Annotated in this window: 21 protein-coding genes, 1 rRNA gene and 2 riboswitches; of the genes, 9 read left to right on the forward strand and 13 right to left on the reverse strand. The window is 44.0% G+C overall.

All coding sequences use genetic code 11. From position 1 onward, the window contains the following. Positions 1-176: 176 nt before the first annotated feature. Complete coding sequence (locus VKA52_RS15080; RefSeq protein ID WP_326316268.1) at positions 177-1,079, reverse strand: DUF1002 domain-containing protein; 903 nt, start codon at positions 1,077-1,079, stop codon at positions 177-179. Between the two features lie 256 nt (positions 1,080-1,335). Here VKA52_RS15080 and VKA52_RS15085 point away from each other — a divergent pair, with 256 nt between their 5' ends. Together VKA52_RS15085 and VKA52_RS15090 are read left to right on the forward strand one after the other, a co-directional pair. Beyond that, a complete protein-coding gene (locus VKA52_RS15085) occupies positions 1,336-1,722 on the forward strand; it encodes a DoxX family protein (protein ID WP_160916655.1) in 387 nt (128 codons plus the stop codon). Positions 1,723-1,766: 44 nt separating this feature from the next. Next, complete coding sequence (locus tag VKA52_RS15090) at positions 1,767-2,288, forward strand: type 1 glutamine amidotransferase domain-containing protein (RefSeq protein ID WP_326316269.1); 522 nt, start codon at positions 1,767-1,769, stop codon at positions 2,286-2,288. Positions 2,289-2,327: 39 nt separating this feature from the next. Here the strand turns inward: VKA52_RS15090 and VKA52_RS15095 are convergent, their stop codons facing one another. The 3 genes from VKA52_RS15095 to VKA52_RS15105 form a co-directional block, all read right to left on the reverse strand. Further along, the gene (locus VKA52_RS15095) at positions 2,328-3,494 is read right to left on the reverse strand and encodes an acyl-CoA dehydrogenase family protein (RefSeq protein ID WP_326316270.1); all 1,167 of its coding nucleotides are present in this window, start codon (positions 3,492-3,494) and stop codon (positions 2,328-2,330) included. Positions 3,495-3,892: 398 nt separating this feature from the next. After that, entirely contained in the window at positions 3,893-4,267 is a 375-nt protein-coding gene (locus tag VKA52_RS15100; protein WP_326316271.1) for a permease, read from the reverse strand. Positions 4,268-4,269: 2 nt separating this feature from the next. After that, a complete protein-coding gene (locus VKA52_RS15105; protein WP_326316272.1) occupies positions 4,270-4,476 on the reverse strand; it encodes a helix-turn-helix transcriptional regulator in 207 nt (68 codons plus the stop codon). A 133-nt stretch (positions 4,477-4,609) separates the two neighbouring features. On the opposite strand from VKA52_RS15105, the gene VKA52_RS15110 reads away from it, so the two are divergent. Next, positions 4,610-5,461, forward strand: coding sequence for a dimethylarginine dimethylaminohydrolase family protein (locus VKA52_RS15110; RefSeq protein WP_326316273.1), 852 nt, complete (start codon positions 4,610-4,612; stop codon positions 5,459-5,461). 401 nt (positions 5,462-5,862) lie between these two features. Here the strand turns inward: VKA52_RS15110 and VKA52_RS15115 are convergent, their stop codons facing one another. Then, a complete protein-coding gene (locus VKA52_RS15115) occupies positions 5,863-6,333 on the reverse strand; it encodes an acyl-CoA thioesterase (RefSeq protein ID WP_326316274.1) in 471 nt (156 codons plus the stop codon). A 136-nt stretch (positions 6,334-6,469) separates the two neighbouring features. Beyond that, a riboswitch (cobalamin riboswitch) is annotated at positions 6,470-6,650 on the reverse strand. Positions 6,651-6,789: 139 nt separating this feature from the next. Next, a riboswitch (purine riboswitch) is annotated at positions 6,790-6,891 on the forward strand. 132 nt (positions 6,892-7,023) lie between these two features. Between VKA52_RS15115 and VKA52_RS15120 the strand changes: the two genes are divergently transcribed. After that, a complete protein-coding gene (locus tag VKA52_RS15120) occupies positions 7,024-7,611 on the forward strand; it encodes a xanthine phosphoribosyltransferase (RefSeq protein WP_206948435.1) in 588 nt (195 codons plus the stop codon). Beyond that, positions 7,608-8,900, forward strand: a complete 1,293-nt coding sequence (locus VKA52_RS15125) for a nucleobase:cation symporter-2 family protein (protein ID WP_326316275.1) — start codon at positions 7,608-7,610, stop codon at positions 8,898-8,900. The genes VKA52_RS15120 and VKA52_RS15125 overlap by 4 nt, the downstream gene beginning before the upstream one ends. Before the next feature lie 90 nt (positions 8,901-8,990). Here VKA52_RS15125 and VKA52_RS15130 read toward each other — a convergent pair whose 3' ends face one another. From VKA52_RS15130 to VKA52_RS15140, 3 genes are all read right to left on the reverse strand, one after another. After that, positions 8,991-9,782, reverse strand: a complete 792-nt coding sequence (locus VKA52_RS15130; RefSeq protein WP_326316276.1) for a PAS domain-containing protein — start codon at positions 9,780-9,782, stop codon at positions 8,991-8,993. A 95-nt stretch (positions 9,783-9,877) separates the two neighbouring features. Beyond that, positions 9,878-10,447 carry a nucleotidyltransferase family protein gene (locus tag VKA52_RS15135; protein WP_326316277.1) on the reverse strand — a complete coding sequence of 190 codons (570 nt, stop codon included), beginning with the start codon at positions 10,445-10,447 and terminating at the stop codon, positions 9,878-9,880. Next, complete coding sequence (locus tag VKA52_RS15140) at positions 10,444-11,292, reverse strand: LysR family transcriptional regulator (RefSeq protein WP_326316278.1); 849 nt, start codon at positions 11,290-11,292, stop codon at positions 10,444-10,446. The genes VKA52_RS15135 and VKA52_RS15140 overlap by 4 nt, the downstream gene beginning before the upstream one ends. A 98-nt stretch (positions 11,293-11,390) precedes the next feature. Here VKA52_RS15140 and VKA52_RS15145 point away from each other — a divergent pair, with 98 nt between their 5' ends. Next, entirely contained in the window at positions 11,391-12,602 is a 1,212-nt protein-coding gene (locus VKA52_RS15145) for an MFS transporter (RefSeq protein ID WP_326316279.1), read from the forward strand. A 277-nt stretch (positions 12,603-12,879) separates the two neighbouring features. Here the strand turns inward: VKA52_RS15145 and VKA52_RS15150 are convergent, their stop codons facing one another. Together VKA52_RS15150 and VKA52_RS15155 are read right to left on the reverse strand one after the other, a co-directional pair. Beyond that, positions 12,880-13,353, reverse strand: a complete 474-nt coding sequence (locus VKA52_RS15150; RefSeq protein ID WP_326316280.1) for a GNAT family N-acetyltransferase — start codon at positions 13,351-13,353, stop codon at positions 12,880-12,882. A gap of 54 nt (positions 13,354-13,407) precedes the next feature. After that, positions 13,408-14,316: a LysR family transcriptional regulator gene (locus VKA52_RS15155; RefSeq protein ID WP_326316281.1), complete on the reverse strand. Its 909-nt coding sequence runs from the start codon at positions 14,314-14,316 to the stop codon at positions 13,408-13,410. Positions 14,317-14,408: 92 nt separating this feature from the next. Here VKA52_RS15155 and VKA52_RS15160 point away from each other — a divergent pair, with 92 nt between their 5' ends. The 3 genes from VKA52_RS15160 (at position 14,409) to VKA52_RS15170 (ending at position 17,066) form a co-directional block, all read left to right on the forward strand. Then, positions 14,409-15,401 (forward strand): YeiH family protein, encoded by a 993-nt coding sequence (locus VKA52_RS15160; protein WP_326316282.1) that lies wholly within the window; start codon positions 14,409-14,411, stop codon positions 15,399-15,401. Positions 15,402-15,589: 188 nt separating this feature from the next. After that, the gene (locus VKA52_RS15165) at positions 15,590-16,492 is read left to right on the forward strand and encodes a DMT family transporter (RefSeq protein ID WP_326316283.1); all 903 of its coding nucleotides are present in this window, start codon (positions 15,590-15,592) and stop codon (positions 16,490-16,492) included. Between the two features lie 19 nt (positions 16,493-16,511). Continuing rightward, positions 16,512-17,066, forward strand: coding sequence for a cysteine dioxygenase (locus VKA52_RS15170; protein WP_326316284.1), 555 nt, complete (start codon positions 16,512-16,514; stop codon positions 17,064-17,066). Positions 17,067-17,096: 30 nt separating this feature from the next. Here the strand turns inward: VKA52_RS15170 and VKA52_RS15175 are convergent, their stop codons facing one another. The 3 genes from VKA52_RS15175 to rrf all read right to left on the reverse strand — a co-directional run bounded on the left by VKA52_RS15175 (position 17,097) and on the right by rrf (position 19,449). Continuing rightward, positions 17,097-18,248 carry an AI-2E family transporter gene (locus VKA52_RS15175; protein WP_326316285.1) on the reverse strand — a complete coding sequence of 384 codons (1,152 nt, stop codon included), beginning with the start codon at positions 18,246-18,248 and terminating at the stop codon, positions 17,097-17,099. Between the two features lie 61 nt (positions 18,249-18,309). Next, the gene (locus VKA52_RS15180; protein WP_326316286.1) at positions 18,310-19,224 is read right to left on the reverse strand and encodes a DMT family transporter; all 915 of its coding nucleotides are present in this window, start codon (positions 19,222-19,224) and stop codon (positions 18,310-18,312) included. Between the two features lie 111 nt (positions 19,225-19,335). After that, positions 19,336-19,449, reverse strand: a 5S ribosomal RNA gene (gene rrf / locus VKA52_RS15185). Positions 19,450-19,457 lie beyond the last annotated feature (8 nt).

Below are 19,457 nucleotides of genomic sequence, written 5' to 3' on the forward strand. Positions count from 1 at the left end.
TCTAACTTTAATTGAACAACTTTTTTCTTTACTTCTTCGGGATAATGAACTTTCTTACCCATAAGAAAAACACCTCCAAGTGTAAGTAGTATTAGCACTTTGAAGGTGTTCTATTAAGTCTCATTTTATTAGGTCACTCTAGAAAAGGAGTGGGAGGTTCTTTTAAAAAAGTATCACTAATTGAAAAGGGAATTGATAAAGCTACTTAAGGATTTAAAGAAGTTCTGTACAGCATTCCTCAGGCTGTTCCAAAACCCATCATCGTTAATAAGATCCTGGATGCTTCCCGTCAGATCTTCCAACTGGTTTTGAACTTGATCGAAGTTGATATTCAAATTGCGCATCTGCTCAAACAAATCAATCAAACGTTGACGATCTTCTTCACTCAGTTCAATGTTCAGAGACTGCAGCTGATCTTGGACGATCTGCTCCACTTCTTCCCTTGTCGCGGGGTCCTGCTCTGCAATCTGTTTTTTAATTTCGGTTAGAAGTTTACTGATTTCATCCCGGTCAACGCCTTCCTCCTCTGCGATATCTGTTGCAATATCAAGCTCATCACTCGCGACTTTCATCCGGTCTTCATCAAGCTTCACACCTTTAGCATCGTAAGCTTTATAGATGCCTGTAAGTGCAGAGTGCCCACTGACTTTGACAGAGGAAGCCACCAGCACATCCGCATTCTCCACACCCGCAGTCAGCAATGCGTTTGTGTACATTTCTTTCGTTACCTGTGTTATGTTATCTGGTGTTACAATTTCAATATTCAAACCTTCAGCATTGTCCTGATGAATGATTTTGACAGATGAGTACATATTCGAATTGGGATTGCCCCCGATATAATTAGCAAGATCCTGACCGTTGACCGTAAACTCATCGACCTGGTCATGCTTGTTGACTTCAAGCAGCTCAGACACTTCAGTTTTCTGGGCTTCAGATAAAGCCTCTCCATAAACGACAATCGGCAGACCTAACTTTTCATTGATGCCCTGGTCGCCTGTCGAAGCGGAAATGCTTGAAGGCAAAACAAACGATGTAAACAAAACGACGATCAACATCCATAAACTGACACGTGTTTTCATGTTCTCGACCCCTTGTGAAAATGGTAGATTCCCCCTTACATTATGCGGAACCTCCCATCTATTATACCCGGACATAGATGCACGGGTTGTCATTATAGACGTACGAGAGGGAGGAAAAGTTTCAAACTTCCCCCACATTTTCTATATTATATACTCGGAGTTTATAAAAAGATTTATTCCCAAAGCGAAGTTTCTCAGGCAATTACCAAGCGATGTAAAAAAAGATAAATCATTGAAAGAAAGGATGGACGTTGTTATGAAAATTGCACGCCAAATTGGACTTTATGTATTCGCTATCGCTCTGTTTTACGCAGGAATCACCCACTTCATGTATGACCACGGCTTTGCCAGCATGCTTCCTTCCTGGGTGCCGCTTAAATTAATCATTGTATATGTAACAGGGATTACAGAGTGGCTCCTTGCTCTTCTGCTTATCTTCCCTCAAACACGGAGAGCGGCAGGGTTTGCAACGGCTGCTTTTTTATTCATCGTCTGGCCGGCTAACTTCTATGCTGCCATTTACGGCATTCCTGCTCCATGGAGCGAAGAAACAAATCAAACAGCTTTATGGATCCGTCTTCTCTTCCAGCCTTTGCTTATTTGGTGGGTGCTCGCCGTTTCCAAAGATTCGAAAGAAGTGTAACCATCTGATAAAATGGGGAAAGTGAAAGAACAAGGAGGTTGTATATGCGATTAGAAGGAAAGAAAATCATCCAACTGGTCAGTAAAGATTTTGAAGATCTTGAACTATGGTACCCGGTGCTTCGCCTCCAAGAGGAAGGAGCAACCGTCCACCTCGTCGGTGAAAAAGCAGGTGAAGAACACCCGGGTAAATACGGGGTTCCGGCAACAGCGGATTATGCATTCGAGGACATCAATCCGGCCGACTATGACGGCATTCTCGTTCCAGGGGGATGGTCTCCAGATAAACTCCGCCGTTATGATAAAGTCATTGAAATGGTTCAACACATGGACAATGAACGCAAACCAATCGGTCAAATCTGTCATGCAGGCTGGGTGCTTATATCTGCCAATATCCTAAATGGCAGAAAAGTGACAAGCACACCAGGAATTAAGGATGACATGATGAATGCCGGTGCAGAGTGGTTCGACGAAGCGGTCGTCCAGGACGAACATATTGTGTCTGCCCGTCGTCCGCCTGACCTGCCTCCATACGCCAAAGCGTTTGCAGACTTACTTGCTGATTAATCATAAACAAAAACCAGAGCTTTTGCAGCTCTGGTTTTTTTAGTCATCTCCCTTGATGGCTTGCTTAGCGAGCATCGATACAACCGCATCATCCATCGGCGGGTTATGCAATCCCGCACGTACATCACGGTAATATTTTTCAAAAGCATAGGTTTTGGATAACCCCCGCCCGCCGGCAATTCTCATCGCCAGGTCGACGACTTCATTAGCCGTGTTTGTCACCGCCAGCTTTACAGCAGCGAGTTCTGCTCCCATCTGATCACGTTGTTCCGGCTCTTCATCCCATTTTCTAGCAGCTGAATATAAGAAAGAATGGGCCTGCAGCAACTTCCACTCGATTTCCCCTATTTTATCCTGTATGTGAGCCACTTCAGAAATCGGCGTATCGAGACTATTCGGCTGAAATTCTTTGGCAAACGCAATCGCATCGTTTCGAGCAGCTACGGCAATTCCCAGGTAACATGCAGGAATGTGCAGTAACCACCCTTTCGCCGATGGTTTGCCCCCACTTTTCATTTCAACAAGATCGGTTTCCTGAAGCTCGACATCCTCCATGACAAGATCATCACTCGCCGTCCCTCTCATTCCGAGGGTATCCCAGGTTTTATCAACAGATAACCCTGGCTGATGACGGTCAATTAAAAACCAGCCAACGGCATCCTTGTCTTCTACATAGGCAGATACAATGTAATAATCCAAATGCTCAGCCATGGAAGTGAACGATTTTCTTCCATTCAAAATGTACTGGTCTTCACGACGAACCGCTTTGGTTTCCGGGATGCCTCCCCGCGTCGGACTTCCGGTTGCGGGTTCTGTTGCCGCTCTGTTCACCACTTTTTGCTCTGAAACAACTTCTCTCACAAGACGATCGTACGACTTTTCGTCCCACAATTGTTCTTGGGAAAGTTCCATCATAATTCCCATATGCCATCCGATCGACAAGGCGACGGCTCCATCACCTTCTGCAATTTTTTCCTGCATCAGAAGGAATTCATATAAAGATAATCCTTCTCCACCTTCAGACTTTGGTAAAGACATCGCTGGGTATTTCTCATCTTTGATGACTTTCAGCGTCTCATAGGAAAAAGATGCTTCTCGATCCGTATATGAAATATGTTTCCGCGCTTCTGCTGCGATCCGATCCGCTATATCAAACAATTCCTGCTGTCGATCGTTACTTATCCAGCGTTTCCATACACCTGCCAAAACTACCACTCCCGGTTCTATATTTTAACTAAATCATACCTGACAACTCGGGATAAAGCCAATGCCATGCTTGTCTGTTTCGCTCCCTTACAACATACCCTATGTACAAAAAATCATTCTGTATCAGCAGATGGCTCTTCCTATGTAAATGTTGTCCACTATCATCGATGTATTAAAATTCCCACGACATTTCCCGGGAAATGTCGAAAGAGGATTGTTTTCTATAGACAGGTACATGGAAACTAAAAAATAACCATTCATAAAACAAACTGTTCATCATTTCTTTCTTTTGTTGAGGGAGTCACTTTTACGATCTTTTTTAATCGATAAGTAAACGAATGCAAAACTTATAAGAAAAATAACCGAAAAAAACCATTCCAATAGAGTCCCTCCTTTTTTCAATATCGTCTTGATAACATGACCATCGTTAGAAATACAATCACAATGTTTAACGCTAATAGGACGCTAAGTAAATCAAGTGCGCTTAACGCGATCACTTGCAGAGCAAGTAGAAAGTGGAAGCCAGCCATAATACCCATCATAACGAAGAAAGAATAGAATACAGCCTTATGCCTGATCCATTTCATGCGTTCATCCTTTTGTTTGAACTGAGGGTATAAGTAGCTCATACTGAAAGATAAAACCCCTAAAGAAACCATCGTCCAGATCATAGACGGCCATTCGCCACCTATTGTACCTACGACAATCAAAAAAACTCCCATGAGTAAAAATAAAGCACCGATTACCTTAAATGCGCGAGGAGTATAATCCATCTTCATTCCCCCTCCTCTGTTTCATAAATAAATAAATCTTCAATCCGCACACCAAATACACGTGCTAATTCAAACGCAAGCGGCAGTGAAGGAGAATACCTGTCCTTCTCAATCGATATAATCGTCTGCCGTGATACCTGTAGCTTCTCTGCCAATTTGTCCTGTGATAACCTTTGTTTATTTCTAAACTCTGTTATTCGGTTCTTCATATCACTCCTCCAATTAATTCCAGTTTATAGTAAAGCAACCTTTACGTAAAGGTTACTTTACATTTGAATTTTTCTTGTTTTATTCTCTACCCGCCGGGGAAATAAGGGGATATGAATAAAAGGAGGATCTCACATGGTCGGAATCGCTTCGGAAAACAGTGTACAATGTGACACCGAGTATTCGACGCTGAAAAAAGTCGTAGTCGCCAAACCTTCTTATATGAAAATTACAGATATCATCAATGAGACACAAAAACATTACCAAAACCAGAACATAAACGTCACCACAGCTCTTCAGCAACACAAGCATTTTGTGCAGGTTTTAGAAAATCATCAGGTTGAAGTCATACAACTTCCAAGTCAGCCGGATCTGCATGAACAGGTGTTTACAAGAGACATCGGGTTTACCATTCATCACCGACTGTTTATCAGCTCTATGAGTGAAAAGGTCAGGCAAGAAGAAACAAATGTGCTTCGAAACTGGGCTGGAGAAAATGACATTGAGGTAGAAGAGGGGCTTCCTTCTTCGATTGAAGGCGGTGATATTGTTGTAGACGGGGCCAGCGTATGGGTAGGTGAAACAAAAAGGACATCCGCTAAAGCGATTCGTGAGCTCCAATTTCGTCTCCCTGATCTGCAGGTAATCCCTGTCCCTCTTAGAGGAGACATCCTTCATCTGGATTGCGTTTTTAACATCATTGATGAATCTACGGCTATCCTGTATCCACCAGCCTTTACTAATAAAAGCTTGAAAGTCATCTCTGCAAGATATCATGTCATTGAAGTGACCGAAAGGGAACAGTTCACCATGGGTCCAAACGTTCTTTCCATTGGAGATCGGAAAGTGATCAGTCTCCCTCAAAACGAACGGCTTCATACACAATTAAAGGAAAACGGGTTTGAGGTGATCCCTGTCGATCTCTCAGAAATTATTAAATCCGGAGGTTCGTTCCGATGTTGCACCCTGCCCTTAAAGCGTATATAAAAGCAGCCCGTTCCTTTTAGGACGGGCTGCTTTTTTTGAACCTTAAAGCACGAATAAAAGAATAGATCAGTAACGTCCCTCCTGTGAGACAAAGCGTTCTTACAAAGGAAGGATAAAGATCAATAAACACATAGTTGAGAGAAGATATAAAAGTAAAAGCAGTTAAAAAAACCGTGAAATCCCACCTTTGATCACATGCCGGGTGACGAGTGAACCATACAGCGATCCCAATGGAAAGCGCAAAAATTGCATAAAACAAAAGTAATCGTCCAAGAATTTCTATGACTCTTAACGCCCCTTTCCCATTCTCTCAACTTTAAAAGTACATAAGTGATAAGTAAGTCACCCTCTAAAGAAAAGGGGTCTACGAACTTCATTCGTCCATCTTTTAACCTTACCTGTCATCTAAGGACAGGTCTGTTTTTCCGGTGTTTCCTTCTGGATGGAGCGGTTTCATACAACCGTTTGTCTTCATCGGTCTCAGGTATAATCGGTGGAACAGGTGTCGGTTTCCCTGCGGCATCCACAGCAACCATCGTTAAAAATGATTCTGTGGTCATCACTTTTTGGCCTTGCAGTAAATCATCAGCAAAGACTTTCACATACACTTCCATTGATGTACGGCCCGTGCTCGTCACACATGCTTCCAACGTCAATGCATCCCCTACTTTAGCAGAAGATATGAAATCCACAGAGTCGATAGAAGCGGTGACCACCACACAATTTGAATGCTTCATAGCGGTTAGAGCCGCAATTTCGTCAATGTATGAAAGGACTTTCCCTCCGAAAATGGTGTCCAGATGATTTGTATCTGGTGGCAGCACTAGTCTTGTTTGAGTCATTTTAGAATAATGAGCGGGTATAGGTTCCATGAACAGGTTCCTCCTTTTTAAGATCGATCTCCCGCTTAGGGAGAGAATACAAAGGCATACTTCCTTTAATTCATGGAACGGTAAAAAACACTTGTTTCATCGAAAACACGTAACATCCTCCTATCTCCCGTAGGAACTCATGTCCTTCCTCATGGCAGGTCTCCTGGCTCAGGTTCATCAGCACATAGCCCTTCCCATTTATAAAATAGTGGGTCATCTATGCACCTCCCCATTACAGTGGCGGGACCGCGCTGGCTTTTCACCAAACTTCCCTTTTCAGCTTCTATGACGAAGCCACCATAAGGCGATCAACTTCTCAATGGAAAAGAGAGACTCTCTTCCCATCCACTATCTCCTAAAACAACCACTCATGTCAACACGAACAAAACCATGATTTTTAAGAATGTTTTTCCATATAAGGGGTTGATTACGAACGATAAACTGATATACTATCCATATCATTCGAATATTAGATTTCATATAATCGCGGGGATATGGCCTGCAAGTTTCTACCGGTTTACCGTAAATGAACCGACTATGAAAAGCAGCACATGCCACCGGGACTTTCCTGTCCACGGTTTCATTGTCTTTGTCTACGTCCAGCACGAAAAGACTTGCTTTCCATAGAGGAAACAAGCTTTTCGTGCTTTTTTGTTACATAAATACCTACTCAAGAAAGGTGTGTTGGATATGGATCAGTTAAAAAAGAAAATTTTAGAAGAGGGTAAAGTGCTATCTCCTTCGGTCATTAAAGTTGATGCTTTTTTGAATCATCAAATAGACCCTGTACTCATGAAAGAAATTGGAGAAGAGTTTGCGAGACGTTTCATAGATTTGGGGATTACCAAGGTGCTGACATTAGAATCCTCAGGTATCGCTCCCGCTCAAATGACAGCCCTAAGCCTGGGTGTTCCCGCGATTTTTGCGAGGAAGAGAAAATCATTGACCATGAAAGATCATCTTTTCACATCAAAGGTCCATTCATTTACGAAACAGGAAACGAATGAAATTTCCATATCGAAAGATTTTATGTCGAAGACCGATCGCGTCCTGATCCTCGATGATTTTCTCGCCAATGGGCAGGCTGCAAAAGGCCTCATAGACCTTGTAGAACAATCCGGAGCATCCATTGCCGGTGTAGCGATTGTGATAGAGAAAGGATTTCAAGATGGGGGACGCCTCTTACGCCGCCAAGGAATAAAAGTAGAATCCCTGGCCACCCTTTCATCACTTGAAGACAATACAATCACATTTGAATCTAAGGAGGTATCCTCATGAAAACAACGGCTTTAGCCATTCAGCATTTACTGGCGATGTACGCCGGAGCGATCCTCGTTCCATTGATTGTCGGTGGAGCTCTTGGACTGAATTCTGAACAACTTACACACCTTGTCGCCATTGATATTTTAATGTGCGGAGTGGCGACCATTTTGCAAGTCGTCCGTAACCGTTTTTTCGGAATCGGTCTTCCTGTCGTCCTTGGCTGTACGTTTACAGCCGTAGGTCCGATGATCGCCATCGGAGGCCAGTATGGGGTTTCGGCGATATACGGATCTATTCTCCTTTCAGGATTATTTGTCATCCTGATCAGCCGCTTCTTCGGGAAACTTGTTCGATTCTTTCCACCTGTCGTTACAGGGACCGTAGTAACGATAATCGGAATTACATTAATTCCAGTTGCCATCAACAACATGGGCGGTGGCCAGGGCGCTGAAGATTTTGGGTCTCCTGCCAACCTTGCTCTTTCCTTTGGAACGCTTTTATTCATTATCCTTCTTTATCGTTTCACAAAAGGTTTCATGCGCTCCATCGCCATACTAGCCGGTATTATAGGGGGCACTCTTGTCGCTGCTCTCTTTGGAAGGGTCGATTTCTCGGCCGTCCGTGAATCTGGTTTTTTCCATATGGTCGAGCCTTTCTACTTTGGAACACCGACTTTTCATTGGTCTGCCATCTTAACCATGATTTTAGTGGCTATGGTATCTCTCGTTGAATCTACGGGTGTTTACTTTGCACTAAGTGAAATGACAGAGAAGAAATTAAATGAACAAGATTTAGCCAGTGGTTATCGCGCCGAAGGAATAGCGATTTTATTTGGTGGCGTGTTCAACGCCTTTCCTTACACTGCTTTCTCTCAAAATGTCGGTCTCATGCATATGACTGGCGTGAAATCCCGACGCGTTATTTTCATTATGGGTGGTATGTTAATTGTTCTTGGATTCATACCGAAAATTGCTGCCTTTACGACCATCATCCCTACTGCTGTGTTAGGCGGTGCGATGATTGCGATGTTCGGAATGGTCATCTCACAAGGCATTAAAATGCTCAGCCGTGTCATCTCAGAATCTCATGATAACTCCATGATTGTCGCTTGTTCAGTAGGCATGGGGTTAGGGGTCACTGTCGTTCCTGAATTGTTTGCTAAACTACCGGAAAGTATACAAATCCTTACGAGTAACGGAATCGTTGCAGGCAGCGTGACGGCCATCGTGCTTAACATCGTCTTCCATATGCTCCCTACACGCAAGACCAAAGAAGTTCACCTATTACACGAAAAGAGTGCTTAGTGCCTGACCAGGTCATACAGATATTGGAAGTTCACTCCATTCTTCAATCAAAAAAAGCGCTGACCATATATGTTTGGCCAGCGCTTTTTTCTACATTTGTTCTCTTAATACATTCAAAGCTTGTTTTACTGTGGCGTATGTCTGAAGCGATAATTCACTAAAATCTGCGTAGGGGGCACTTTGAATGGCAAAGGATGGTTTAATACCTGTGATGACAAGTTTTGTTCCCATTAGATCAAGAAGCTGATTCATCTGATAGATGCCCATATGAACCCCTTCGTTATAAGAGTGGACAGCAGACATGTCCAGAATCAAGTAATCCTCTTTCGTTTCTTTCACATGGTGACTCACCGCTTCCAGCATCTGCTGAAGCCTGTCATCATCAATCGTACCAACAAGCGGGAGCACAGAGATGTTGTCCTCTACGGGTACGATCGGCGTCGATAATCTTTTCACCTCTGACAAGTAATGCGCAATCAATTCTTCCTGGTCCCGACGCTTTGTCACATCTTTTTGAACACCAACGAAATACACCTGATCCATCTGCTCGATGTATACCGGAAAAATATGTAATTCATTCCAGAACATCGTACCGTCCTTGCGATAGTTTCTTATTTCTACTTGCACCGGCGTTTGGTTAGAAAGTCCTTCACGAAGTCGCTCGACATGCTTCGGATTTGTTTCATCTCCCTGCAGGAAACGACAATTTCGTCCTAAAATCTCCTCCCGATCATAACCAGTAAGCTCCAGGAATCCCTGATTGCAGTAAATCATCGGGTTATCCTCCTGCTCTGGATCTGTTATAACGACTCCAGCACCAACATGATCGATCGCCGCTTTTATAAATTCATTTTGTTGAATCTCTTCTAATCTGGCAAACATGAGCTCTTCCGACACGGTAGAACATCCCCTTCAAGATTGGAATGAATTACTTTAATAATAAAATGAATTCGACCAATCGTGCAAGTGGCATCTTCTTACCAAGATAGAACTGTAAGCTCAGGCCAGCGCTTTTTCCACTTCTCCGCCTTATTCCAATAAACTTCTTCTGGTATCAAACGTTTATTCGGACGAATGATCCCCTGGAACAAATCCTCTAAACCGAAAGGGGCATAAATTTCATATGCCCCACTCCGCCTTCGCATAACCCCGACAGAGGAAGCGGTCGTAGGCCATGTATGTATGGCATCCTGGACGGATGTGTACGGGGGGATCGGCTGATTAAACTTTTCCTCATACCATAGGTGAACAAGGGCTTCGTTCGTTACATCAATAGAAAGAGGCAGGCCCTTACAATCAACATTCCATTGTTTTTCGAGATTCTTTTCTTCTTCAAGCGTGCCGGCAGCGTCAAAATAAATCAAATCTGCATCCCCTATACCATAGTCAGCGCGATAACCAAATTGGTAGTTCCACACGCTTTGAGTGATTACACCAGCACCGACCCAGCACTCGTGGACAGACGACTGTGCAACATCAAGGACTGGACGGACATAAGGAGTCCACTCTTCAATCACCGCGAGCAACTGTTTTTCTCTGTGATTCATTCACTCACCTCGTTTTGAATGTGCTCTACAAATGCTTCCACCTGTGGCAAAGATCTGCCACCCGGCTTCACACATGCCCAGGTTTCACGGACGATCGCCCGGCCTTCCTTAACAAGAGGCAGACAACTGTATGCCTCCTTTTCTTCTTTAATAATGCTTTCAGGAAGGACCGTCATTCCCAATCCCCGCTTCATCATTTGTTTGGCAGTTTCAAAATGGTCGACCTTGATTGAACGTTTGACCAAGATGCCGGGCCCCGTCACCATCCAAGCTTCCATAAGCTTTTGAAAACCCGGATCACTCTTGAACTCAATCAGGGGGCGCTCTTCTTTTCCTATATCTACCGTATCTAATAGAAAAAGAGGATCACTCAATAGGTGGATGGATTCATAGTCTTCGATTGGATCCCCTCTTACAATGGCAATATGAAAAGAGGAGGAGGCCTGTCGTATTTCCTCACTTACACCTGTGACAAGGTCAATGGTTACATCCGGAAATGCTGTGGTGAACGATTGCAGAACATTGGGTAGAAAATGCTGGCTGTATAAGGAAGAAGCACCGATCGAAAGCGTTCCCGCTACTTTCCCTTCCACTTGTGCCAGTTTCTCTTTCAATACAGCTTCCTGCTCCAGCATATGCTCTGCATGAGTCAGGACAACTTCTCCAAAAGGCGTTGGAAGCAAGCCTTTCGATGTACGGAGAAAAATCTGCCCTCCCAGGTGTTCTTCTATGTATTTTAAACGCTGTGTGATTGCTGGTTGGGAGATTAAAATAGATTTGGCCGTCTTTCGAATCGTTCTATTTTGATTCAAATTAATCAGAAGCTGGTAATCATCGATTTTCACTGACATCCCCCCATAAAGAATCCTTATCACTTTTTATTATAATGTAATATTATCCAAATCACTAAAAAAAGAGTACGATTAAGTTGAATGGAGGGTGGATGAACATGAACAAAGCGAATACAAGTAGACTGATGAGTGGATATTTCTTATACGAGAGTGGTCGTGCGATGTACTTCGTCCTCATGACATGGTTTTTATATCAATGGACGGAAGATGCTTTATATACAGGATTGTTCGTAAGCTTCGGATTCCTTCCAGGGCTGTTTTCAAACATCATTTTCGGGGTTCTGGTCGACCGCAGCAACCGAAAAAAACTTGCGGTTCTGGCGGGGATCATCAGCATCATCTGTTTGGTTTTATTAACGGGTGCCTTTTGGGGAGGGATTGAACATCCATGGCTGATGATTTCCGCCCATATGATTATGCAGACGGCTGGATCATTGTTCCGCCCGTCCTTACAAGCTCTTGTGGCTGAAGTATTTGCGAGAGACGCCCTCCCTAAGATCTTCTCCTGGTCCGGGTCAGCTACGGTTTCTGGAAGTTTAGCGGGGGCGGCGGCTGGCGGGTTATTAGCAGGCATTGTCTCTGTTGAAATGGGGTTGTTTTACGTCGTCCTCTTATATATAGGAGCTACAGCCACTATACAAATGATTCGTTACGCACCAATCGAAGAAAGAAGTCACCGTAACTCTTCTTCCTTTTGGATGGAGATAAAAGAAGGATTCATTTATGTACATCAAAACCGGATGCTTTATGGTTTGTTCGTCATGCTTATGCTCGGACAGCTCACCTTCCATACGACTCTTGGATTTTTGAGCGTCTATACGAGTGCACACTTAAATCAGCCGGCGCTCGTTTATGGAATGCTCGACAGCACGTTCTCCATCGGCGGTATTTTTGCTGGACTTATCGGAACATGGTGGTGGGCAAAATGTCAGAACCGCATCGGCGTCTGGTCACTCCTGCTGACCGCTTCAGGTCTTGCAATCGTCAGTTTTACTACCCTCACTCCCGTGGCTTTTCTTGGCTTCCTATTCATTGGGATGGGCACATCGTTTGTGCGTGCTCTTTTACAGTCTGTGCAGCAAATGGCCACAGATTCCCGTTTCCATGGCCGCATGTCCAGCCTGCGAATGCTCTGCAATCAAACATCAGTCGTCGTGACAGGGCCTGTCTTCGGTGTCCTTGCCTCTTCCCATGGAGCATCTGCCGTTTTTCTTTGCCTGCTCATTCCAGTAACAGGCGGTGTCATCTGGGCCCATTTCCAATCCCAACAACCGGGATTCAAACAGATCACAAAGTCGGCTTAAAAACGCCCAGCAAAAAGGTATGCTTCACTATGTAGGAGCATACCTCGAGTGGTGTTATTCAGCTCTGCTTATCTCGTCTCTTCCTTCGGTGCGCGGTATACCTTCTCGACCTCTACTCCCAGCGTCTTCAAATAGTCGACAATCTGGTCTAGTCTCTTCATTTTTTCACCTCAGTATTTGAAATAAGATTTGGCACAGAATCACATCCATCTTCCTTACGAACGGGACTGTACAAACGTTTCAATTTTTCTATAAAGGACGATACCCGTAGTTCCTACTACTTATGCATCTTTTTAAACATTTGCACATTTTTTATCGATATTCCTCGAATCCATTTCACCTGTTCCTTCTTGATCACATATCCCTGCTTCTGAAAGAAAGGTCTCGCAACGGCACTCGCTTCGGTCGTGAGCACCTCCACACCTTCTCGCGCTGCCTGCACCTCTAAAAGGGAGAGCATTTGAGCAGCCAACCCCTTCCCCTGCCAATCAGAGGATACGTATAAAAAATCAATGTGAGACCCTACAAGGCTTCCGAAACCTATGACGTTCCCATAATCGTCCTTTGCAGCGAGTGAGTACGCATCAAGAAAGCGTTGATGAAGACGAGGGTGATCCTTCATCCCTTCCGCCCAGGCTGTTAATTGCGCATGGCTGTAGTACCTGGGAGGTATGTTCAAGATTGATGTTCTGACCATCCTAACCACATGGCAAAGATCTTCCTTCTGCAGTCGTTCGATGAACCAAACCAAACTTCCCTCTCCCTTCCATCATAACAAAGTCTTCTCCTCATGGATGTAATGGTTTTATGACAATTCATACAATTTCATGACGTGCTGAATGAAGACTTGGGCATCTTCCGTAATTTCCTCCTCATTAGAGGGGGTGACAATGGAAAAGGACCGGGTGGTCGAATGGATATAAGGAAGGTTTATGATCAATTCCGCCGCATCCGTATGTTCCACCACCGTTTTTGAAATAAAAGAAAGCCCCAGACCTTCCTTCACTCCTTGGACGACCCCATGATTGCTTCCGATTGTAATCGTCTTTTTCGGACGGATGTTTGATGATTCCAACATATAATCAAGCATAGCCCTTGTTCCCGAGCCTCCTTCACGGGTAATCCACGTATGATCCTGTAAGTCTTGAAAAGAGACCTCTTTACACTTTCTCAAAGGATGGGTTTCAGGAACAATTACGACCATTTCATCTTCCATGAATGGAATGGAACTTAACCCCTGCTCAGTCACTTTCCCTTCCACAAGGCCTAAATCAAGTTCATGCTGCTGCACTTCGCGGTTGATTCGTTTAGAGTTAGCAATTCGCACCTGTATTTCGACTGCTGGATACCTGTCATCAAAAGCTTTTATTATCGAAGGAATAATATATTCTCCCACCGTGTAACTGGCACCAATATGGATATGCCCTCCTACCTGCTCATGGAATTGTTGGACCTCATTCTTTGCTTTGTCCAGCAACCCAAGCACCTGCCTCGCTCTTCGGTAAACCATTTCCCCTGTAGGCGTCACTTCAAAATGTTTCGGTGAACGATCGATCAGAGAGGTTTGAAAGAAACGTTCCAGATTTTTAATATGTGCACTAACCGTTGGCTGCGACAAATTCAAAAGAGCAGATGCTTTCGTAAAGCTCTTTTCGTCGATGGCTGTAATGTATGTTTTCAATGCTTCTATATCCAACAGAACCGCTCCAATCATCAGTTTTTTCTATAATTAACATTATAAAGTTTTATTTTACGAATAACTAGTCGGGGCGTATGATAAATGGAGGAAACAAAGGAGGTGCATCGATGAACCACACTACTTACCAACCTCTTCTAAAAGGAATCGGGTTTACAGCCATCGTTGCCGCTGTAGGATTTCTACTCGCCATGCTTCCCCTATTGAACCAGGTCGGTCCTCTTGCGACAGCCATTCTCCTTGCCGTTATGTACCGTCACTTTTTCGGGTATCCAGAAAGCATGCGCACAGGAATCCACTTTTCAGCTAAAAAATTATTGCGACTTGCGATTATTTTGTTCGGATTAAAATTAAATATCAATGTCATTCTTCAAGAGGGCTTTCCTCTTTTGTTGAAGGGAACGCTTGTCATCGTTTTTGCGATCGGCCTCATGCTCTTTTTAGCCAAATTATTTGATGCTGACCGATCGATGATGGCTCTCCTCGGAATCGGTACTGGCATATGCGGAGCATCAGCCATTGCCGCCGTCACCCCCATTTTAAAAGCAAAAGAAGAGGACACAGCCATCAGTGCAGGTGTGATATCGGTAGTAGGGACGTTATTTGCCATCGGTTACACACTCATCCGCCCGCTTCTACCGGTGGATGCAGAAGCTTACGGCATGTGGGCAGGCATCAGTCTCCACGAAGTAGCGAACGTAGCGCTTGCCGGAGAACCTGCTGGAGATGAAGGCCTCGGAATGGCGCTTGTCGCCAAGCTCAGTCGTGTCTTTCTTCTTGTCCCGTTCAGTCTGCTGTTGATCTGGTTTATGAAAAAGAAAGGAACAGAAGAAAACCGTTCATCCATTACTTTTCCGTGGTTCCTTGTTGGTTTCATCCTCATGAGCCTATTCGGAAGCTTTGTGAATGGAACGATTTTTACCATCCCGGCACCAGCCATGAATGCCGTCTCGACCCTAACTTCTTTCATTTTAACGATGGCCATGGTTGGCCTCGGTCTCAGCGTAAGTTTACATGATGTCAGACATCGCGCATTAAAGCCGATGCTCTTATTGATTTTGACATCCATTTTGCTCTCACTTCTCACATACTGGATCGTTTAAAAAAGCCTAAGATTTCCTTAGGCTTTTTTTATTGCTTCGATCCTCTTTTTGTCTAATGATTAGAATATTCGTCGAAAAAGTTCCCCTTCACAGTTGTTCTGTTACGATAGAATAGAAGCTCGAAAGCTCATGCTTGTCCTTTTCCCGCATATAGTGAAGGGAGACTAGATGAGGAAAGGACAAGGTCTATGAGTTCTCCATCACGATTCGGTGCTTCGCTCTATGCGCTCCTCTCCATTACCTTCTGGGGTGTGTCTTTCGTTTCAACTAAAGCCGTCTTGGGTAGTTTGGATCCCTTTTCCCTGCTTGTCATCCGCTTTGGAATCGGGGCAATCTTTTTATTAATGATGGTACTTCTATTCCAATACCCATTGAAGATACATATCAAGTACCTGCCACATGTACTCATCCTCGGAGTCCTTGGAGTATTTGTTCATCAAGTGATCCAAGCCACGGCCCTGCTTACCATCCACGCATCGGATGCCGGGTGGTTGATTTCGTTTTCGCCGGTGTTTACTGTCTTTCTGTCCTTTATATTCTTGCAGGAGAAGCTTACGCTTAAGAAAATTTCTGGAATTACGGTTGCCGTCGCAGGTGTTCTTATCATTACAACCATCGGGAGCGGACAGAGCTTTAGCTTCTCCCTGAGTCTTGGATATCTACTAATGATCGTGAGCACATTGAACTGGGCCGTCTATTCTGTTCTATTAAAGAAATTATCTGTCCCTGTACCTTCTCTTGTCCTGACTTTTTATATGAGCACCACAGGTTTCTTTTTGACGCTGCCCTTCTTCATCAGGAACCATGGAATGGAGCAGTTACTTTCCCTTTCACCCGAACACTGGGCGCACCTGCTTTTTCTAGGCATTTTCGTTTCAGCCATCGCTTATTGGTATTGGGCGAAAGCACTGGAGGTCATGCAAGCAACCCAGGTCTCTGTCTTTCTTTATTTCGAACCTCTGGCTACACTAATCGCTGCCATCATCCTGCTGAATGAAAAGTTCATAGCCTCTTCCCTTTTTGGCGGCCTCTTGATCATTGCAGGTGTGATGCTTGTCCAAGGAAGATTTCCGTTTAAGAAACATGTTTAATAAGGAGGATTTCATTTCTATGACGTTGAGAGCCCGTGTCGAAGAAGCGTTCAGCAATCTTGATGAACACTCACCCGAAACACTGAAGAAAACATTGCTCCAGCTTGGAGTCACTTTAGATGAGTTAGCCCCTTATTTGCAGGACCCTGATGGCAAACCCTATTACCGGCAAATGGTATACGAAAACGATTGGGTAGAGATGATCGTCATGAATTGGGCGGATATCGAATGTGCGCCTCACGATCACGGCCAGTCTACAGGTTGGATTCAAGTCATGAATGGGACGACAAAGCAAACGGTCTATCAGGCCCATGGCGAAGCATTACCTTTACCCCTCTTCACAGAATTCAAAGAGAATGGAAGCCTCTTTTTCGCTCCTGAAAAAGGAATTCACAAAATGGGCAGAGAAGGTACAGCACCACTGGTGACCCTACACGTTTATTCTCCACCCATCCGTGGCATGCGGGTCTATGATCTCGAAACCTGCGCTGGCTGTGTCGTATCCAGTGACTGCGGGGCATGGTGGCCGGAAGAACAACGGCAGCGTTTGAAAGAATTCAAATTGCAAAAGTAAAGAAGGAAGTGGCGGAGGCCACTTCCTTCTTTATTGGATTTTATATTGATCTTCTTCCTCCACAAACCGGTTGTACCGCTTCTGAAACCAATAATAGAGATGTGATACGACCACCTTCAGAATCGCATAGCCGGGAATAGCTAAAATGATGCCGACGATCCCGAATAAATGACCGGCTGTCAACAATACAAAAATGATGGTGACAGGATGAATATGCAGACTTTTACCCATGATTTGCGGAGATATAAACTTCCCTTCCAGCAGCTGTACAATCGTCCAAACGACGACGAGTTTCACAACCATAAACGGAGAAGTCACAATCGATATAATCAACGCAGGTGTAATCGCTATGACAGGCCCCAAGTATGGGACCACACTTGTCACACTTGCAATCGCAGCGAGCAATAAAGCATAATCCAAGCCGATAATTAAAAAACCGATATACATCATGAGGCCGATACAAAAGCTTACGATGATCTGTCCTTGAATGTATGCCGAAAGTTGATGATCAATGCCTCTGAATACACTAGATACATCCGGCCGGACCTTTGGCGGAAACATACGAATGATAAATGAGGGAAGACGATGACCATCTTTCAACAGATAAAAGAGAATGAACGGCAAAGTCACAAGCGCTACAACTACGTTCGTCACGGTTGAAATAATATTCGTAATCCCTTCTACGGTCTCAGAGGCATAAGAAGAAATATAATCAGGAATCTGATTCAACATTCCATCTACATCTTCAAATAGATTCGTATAGTAAGCGGAGAAAATTGAATTCCTTAACCACTCATCAATGGTATTAATTAAATCTTGTATATAACGGGGTAATTCTTCAGCCAGACTGATCAACTGCTTCTCAAGGAATGGAATGATAAGAACCACAAGCATGGTGATGATTCCAACCAGAGCGAGAAGGGTGATTAAAATCCCCCAGATTCTTTTAATTCTCCATGATTCAAGCAAGTTGATGATTGGCCGCAGTAAATAATAGACGACAATAGAAAGAATTAACGGCAAAGCTACTGTTTTAACAAAAACTAAGAAAGGATCGAAAATAAATCCTACACTCGAAAAAACGAGAATATTCAACCCAATCAGCAGAAGTACTCCTAAAATGAATAAAAGTTTCCGACCTCCGAAAAAGCGGATGACCGGTGTGGAATCCCAGCGGTTCATAAGCATTTCCCCTCAACTGCATCGTTAGTCACATTCTATCATACTCACAAAAATACTAACCTTAACTTGCTTTCTTCCCTACAAATGAACGACTGACACGTTTTTTTCTCGTGGACAGATATACGCCTGCAAAAATCACCACAAGACCGATCATCAGTTGACTAGTGACCGGTTCACCAAGAAGGAGATGACCCCAGAAAAGAGCGGTAACCGGGACAAGATATGTCACCATACTTGCAAATTCGGCACTCCCTTGATCGATCATATAATAGAAAAGTAAATGAGCGATTCCGGAACCGACGCAGCCTAAACCAATCACACTGATTATAAAGGAAAGATCCATATCCGTTCCTATTGAGACAAACAGGTTAGGTTGTGTCAATAGAATACCCGTAAGGCCGACTATTGCACCTACAAGCAGGGCCATGCTGGTCAGAAAAATCACATCAAATCCACGTAAGTACCTTCTTGTGAAATGAGAAACAAACCCATAGCATGAGGTTGCAAGGAGCATTGTCCCAATTCCGATGAAGTGATCAAATTGTAGGATATTTACAAACTCAAAACCGGTTAATACAAGAATACCGATAAAACCAATAACTATCCCACTCCACTGCCATTTATTTAAAATAACCGAAAAAATAAGAAAACCGATCAGGCCGGTCATAATCGGAGTGGTCGCATTGAGCACAGCTGCGGTATTACTGGTCAACACGGTCTGGCTTAAGACAATCAGTCCCCAGGGAAGGCCCGCATTAAATACACCAACGATAATCAGGATCCCCCACGGGATGGAGCGTGGAAGCTGATGTTTTCTCCACTTATTAAAAACCAACGGAACAAGAATCACAACACCAGCCATACACCTTAAAAAGACAGTGCCCCACACCCCGGCTGTATCGATCAATGTTTCTATAAAAACAAAAGACAACCCCCATATCAAACTTAAGGAGATCAAAGCCCCGTAAAGTTTCATCGTATTCGTCTCCTTCTACTCATATCAATATTTCTATACTTTACCAAATCCAGAGGAAACGCACAATACAAAAATAACCCTTCAGGAATATTCCTGAAGGGTTATGAAATGACGTGGCGGCGTCCTACTCTCACGGGGGTAAACCCGACTACCATCGGCGCTGAAGAGCTTAACTGCTGTGTTCGGCATGGGAACAGGTGTGACCTCTTCGCCTTCACCACCACATCAATATA

The sequence above is a fragment of the Halobacillus sp. HZG1 genome (assembly GCF_035818575.1).
Classification (GTDB): Bacteria; Bacillota; Bacilli; order Bacillales; family Halobacillaceae; genus Halobacillus; species Halobacillus litoralis.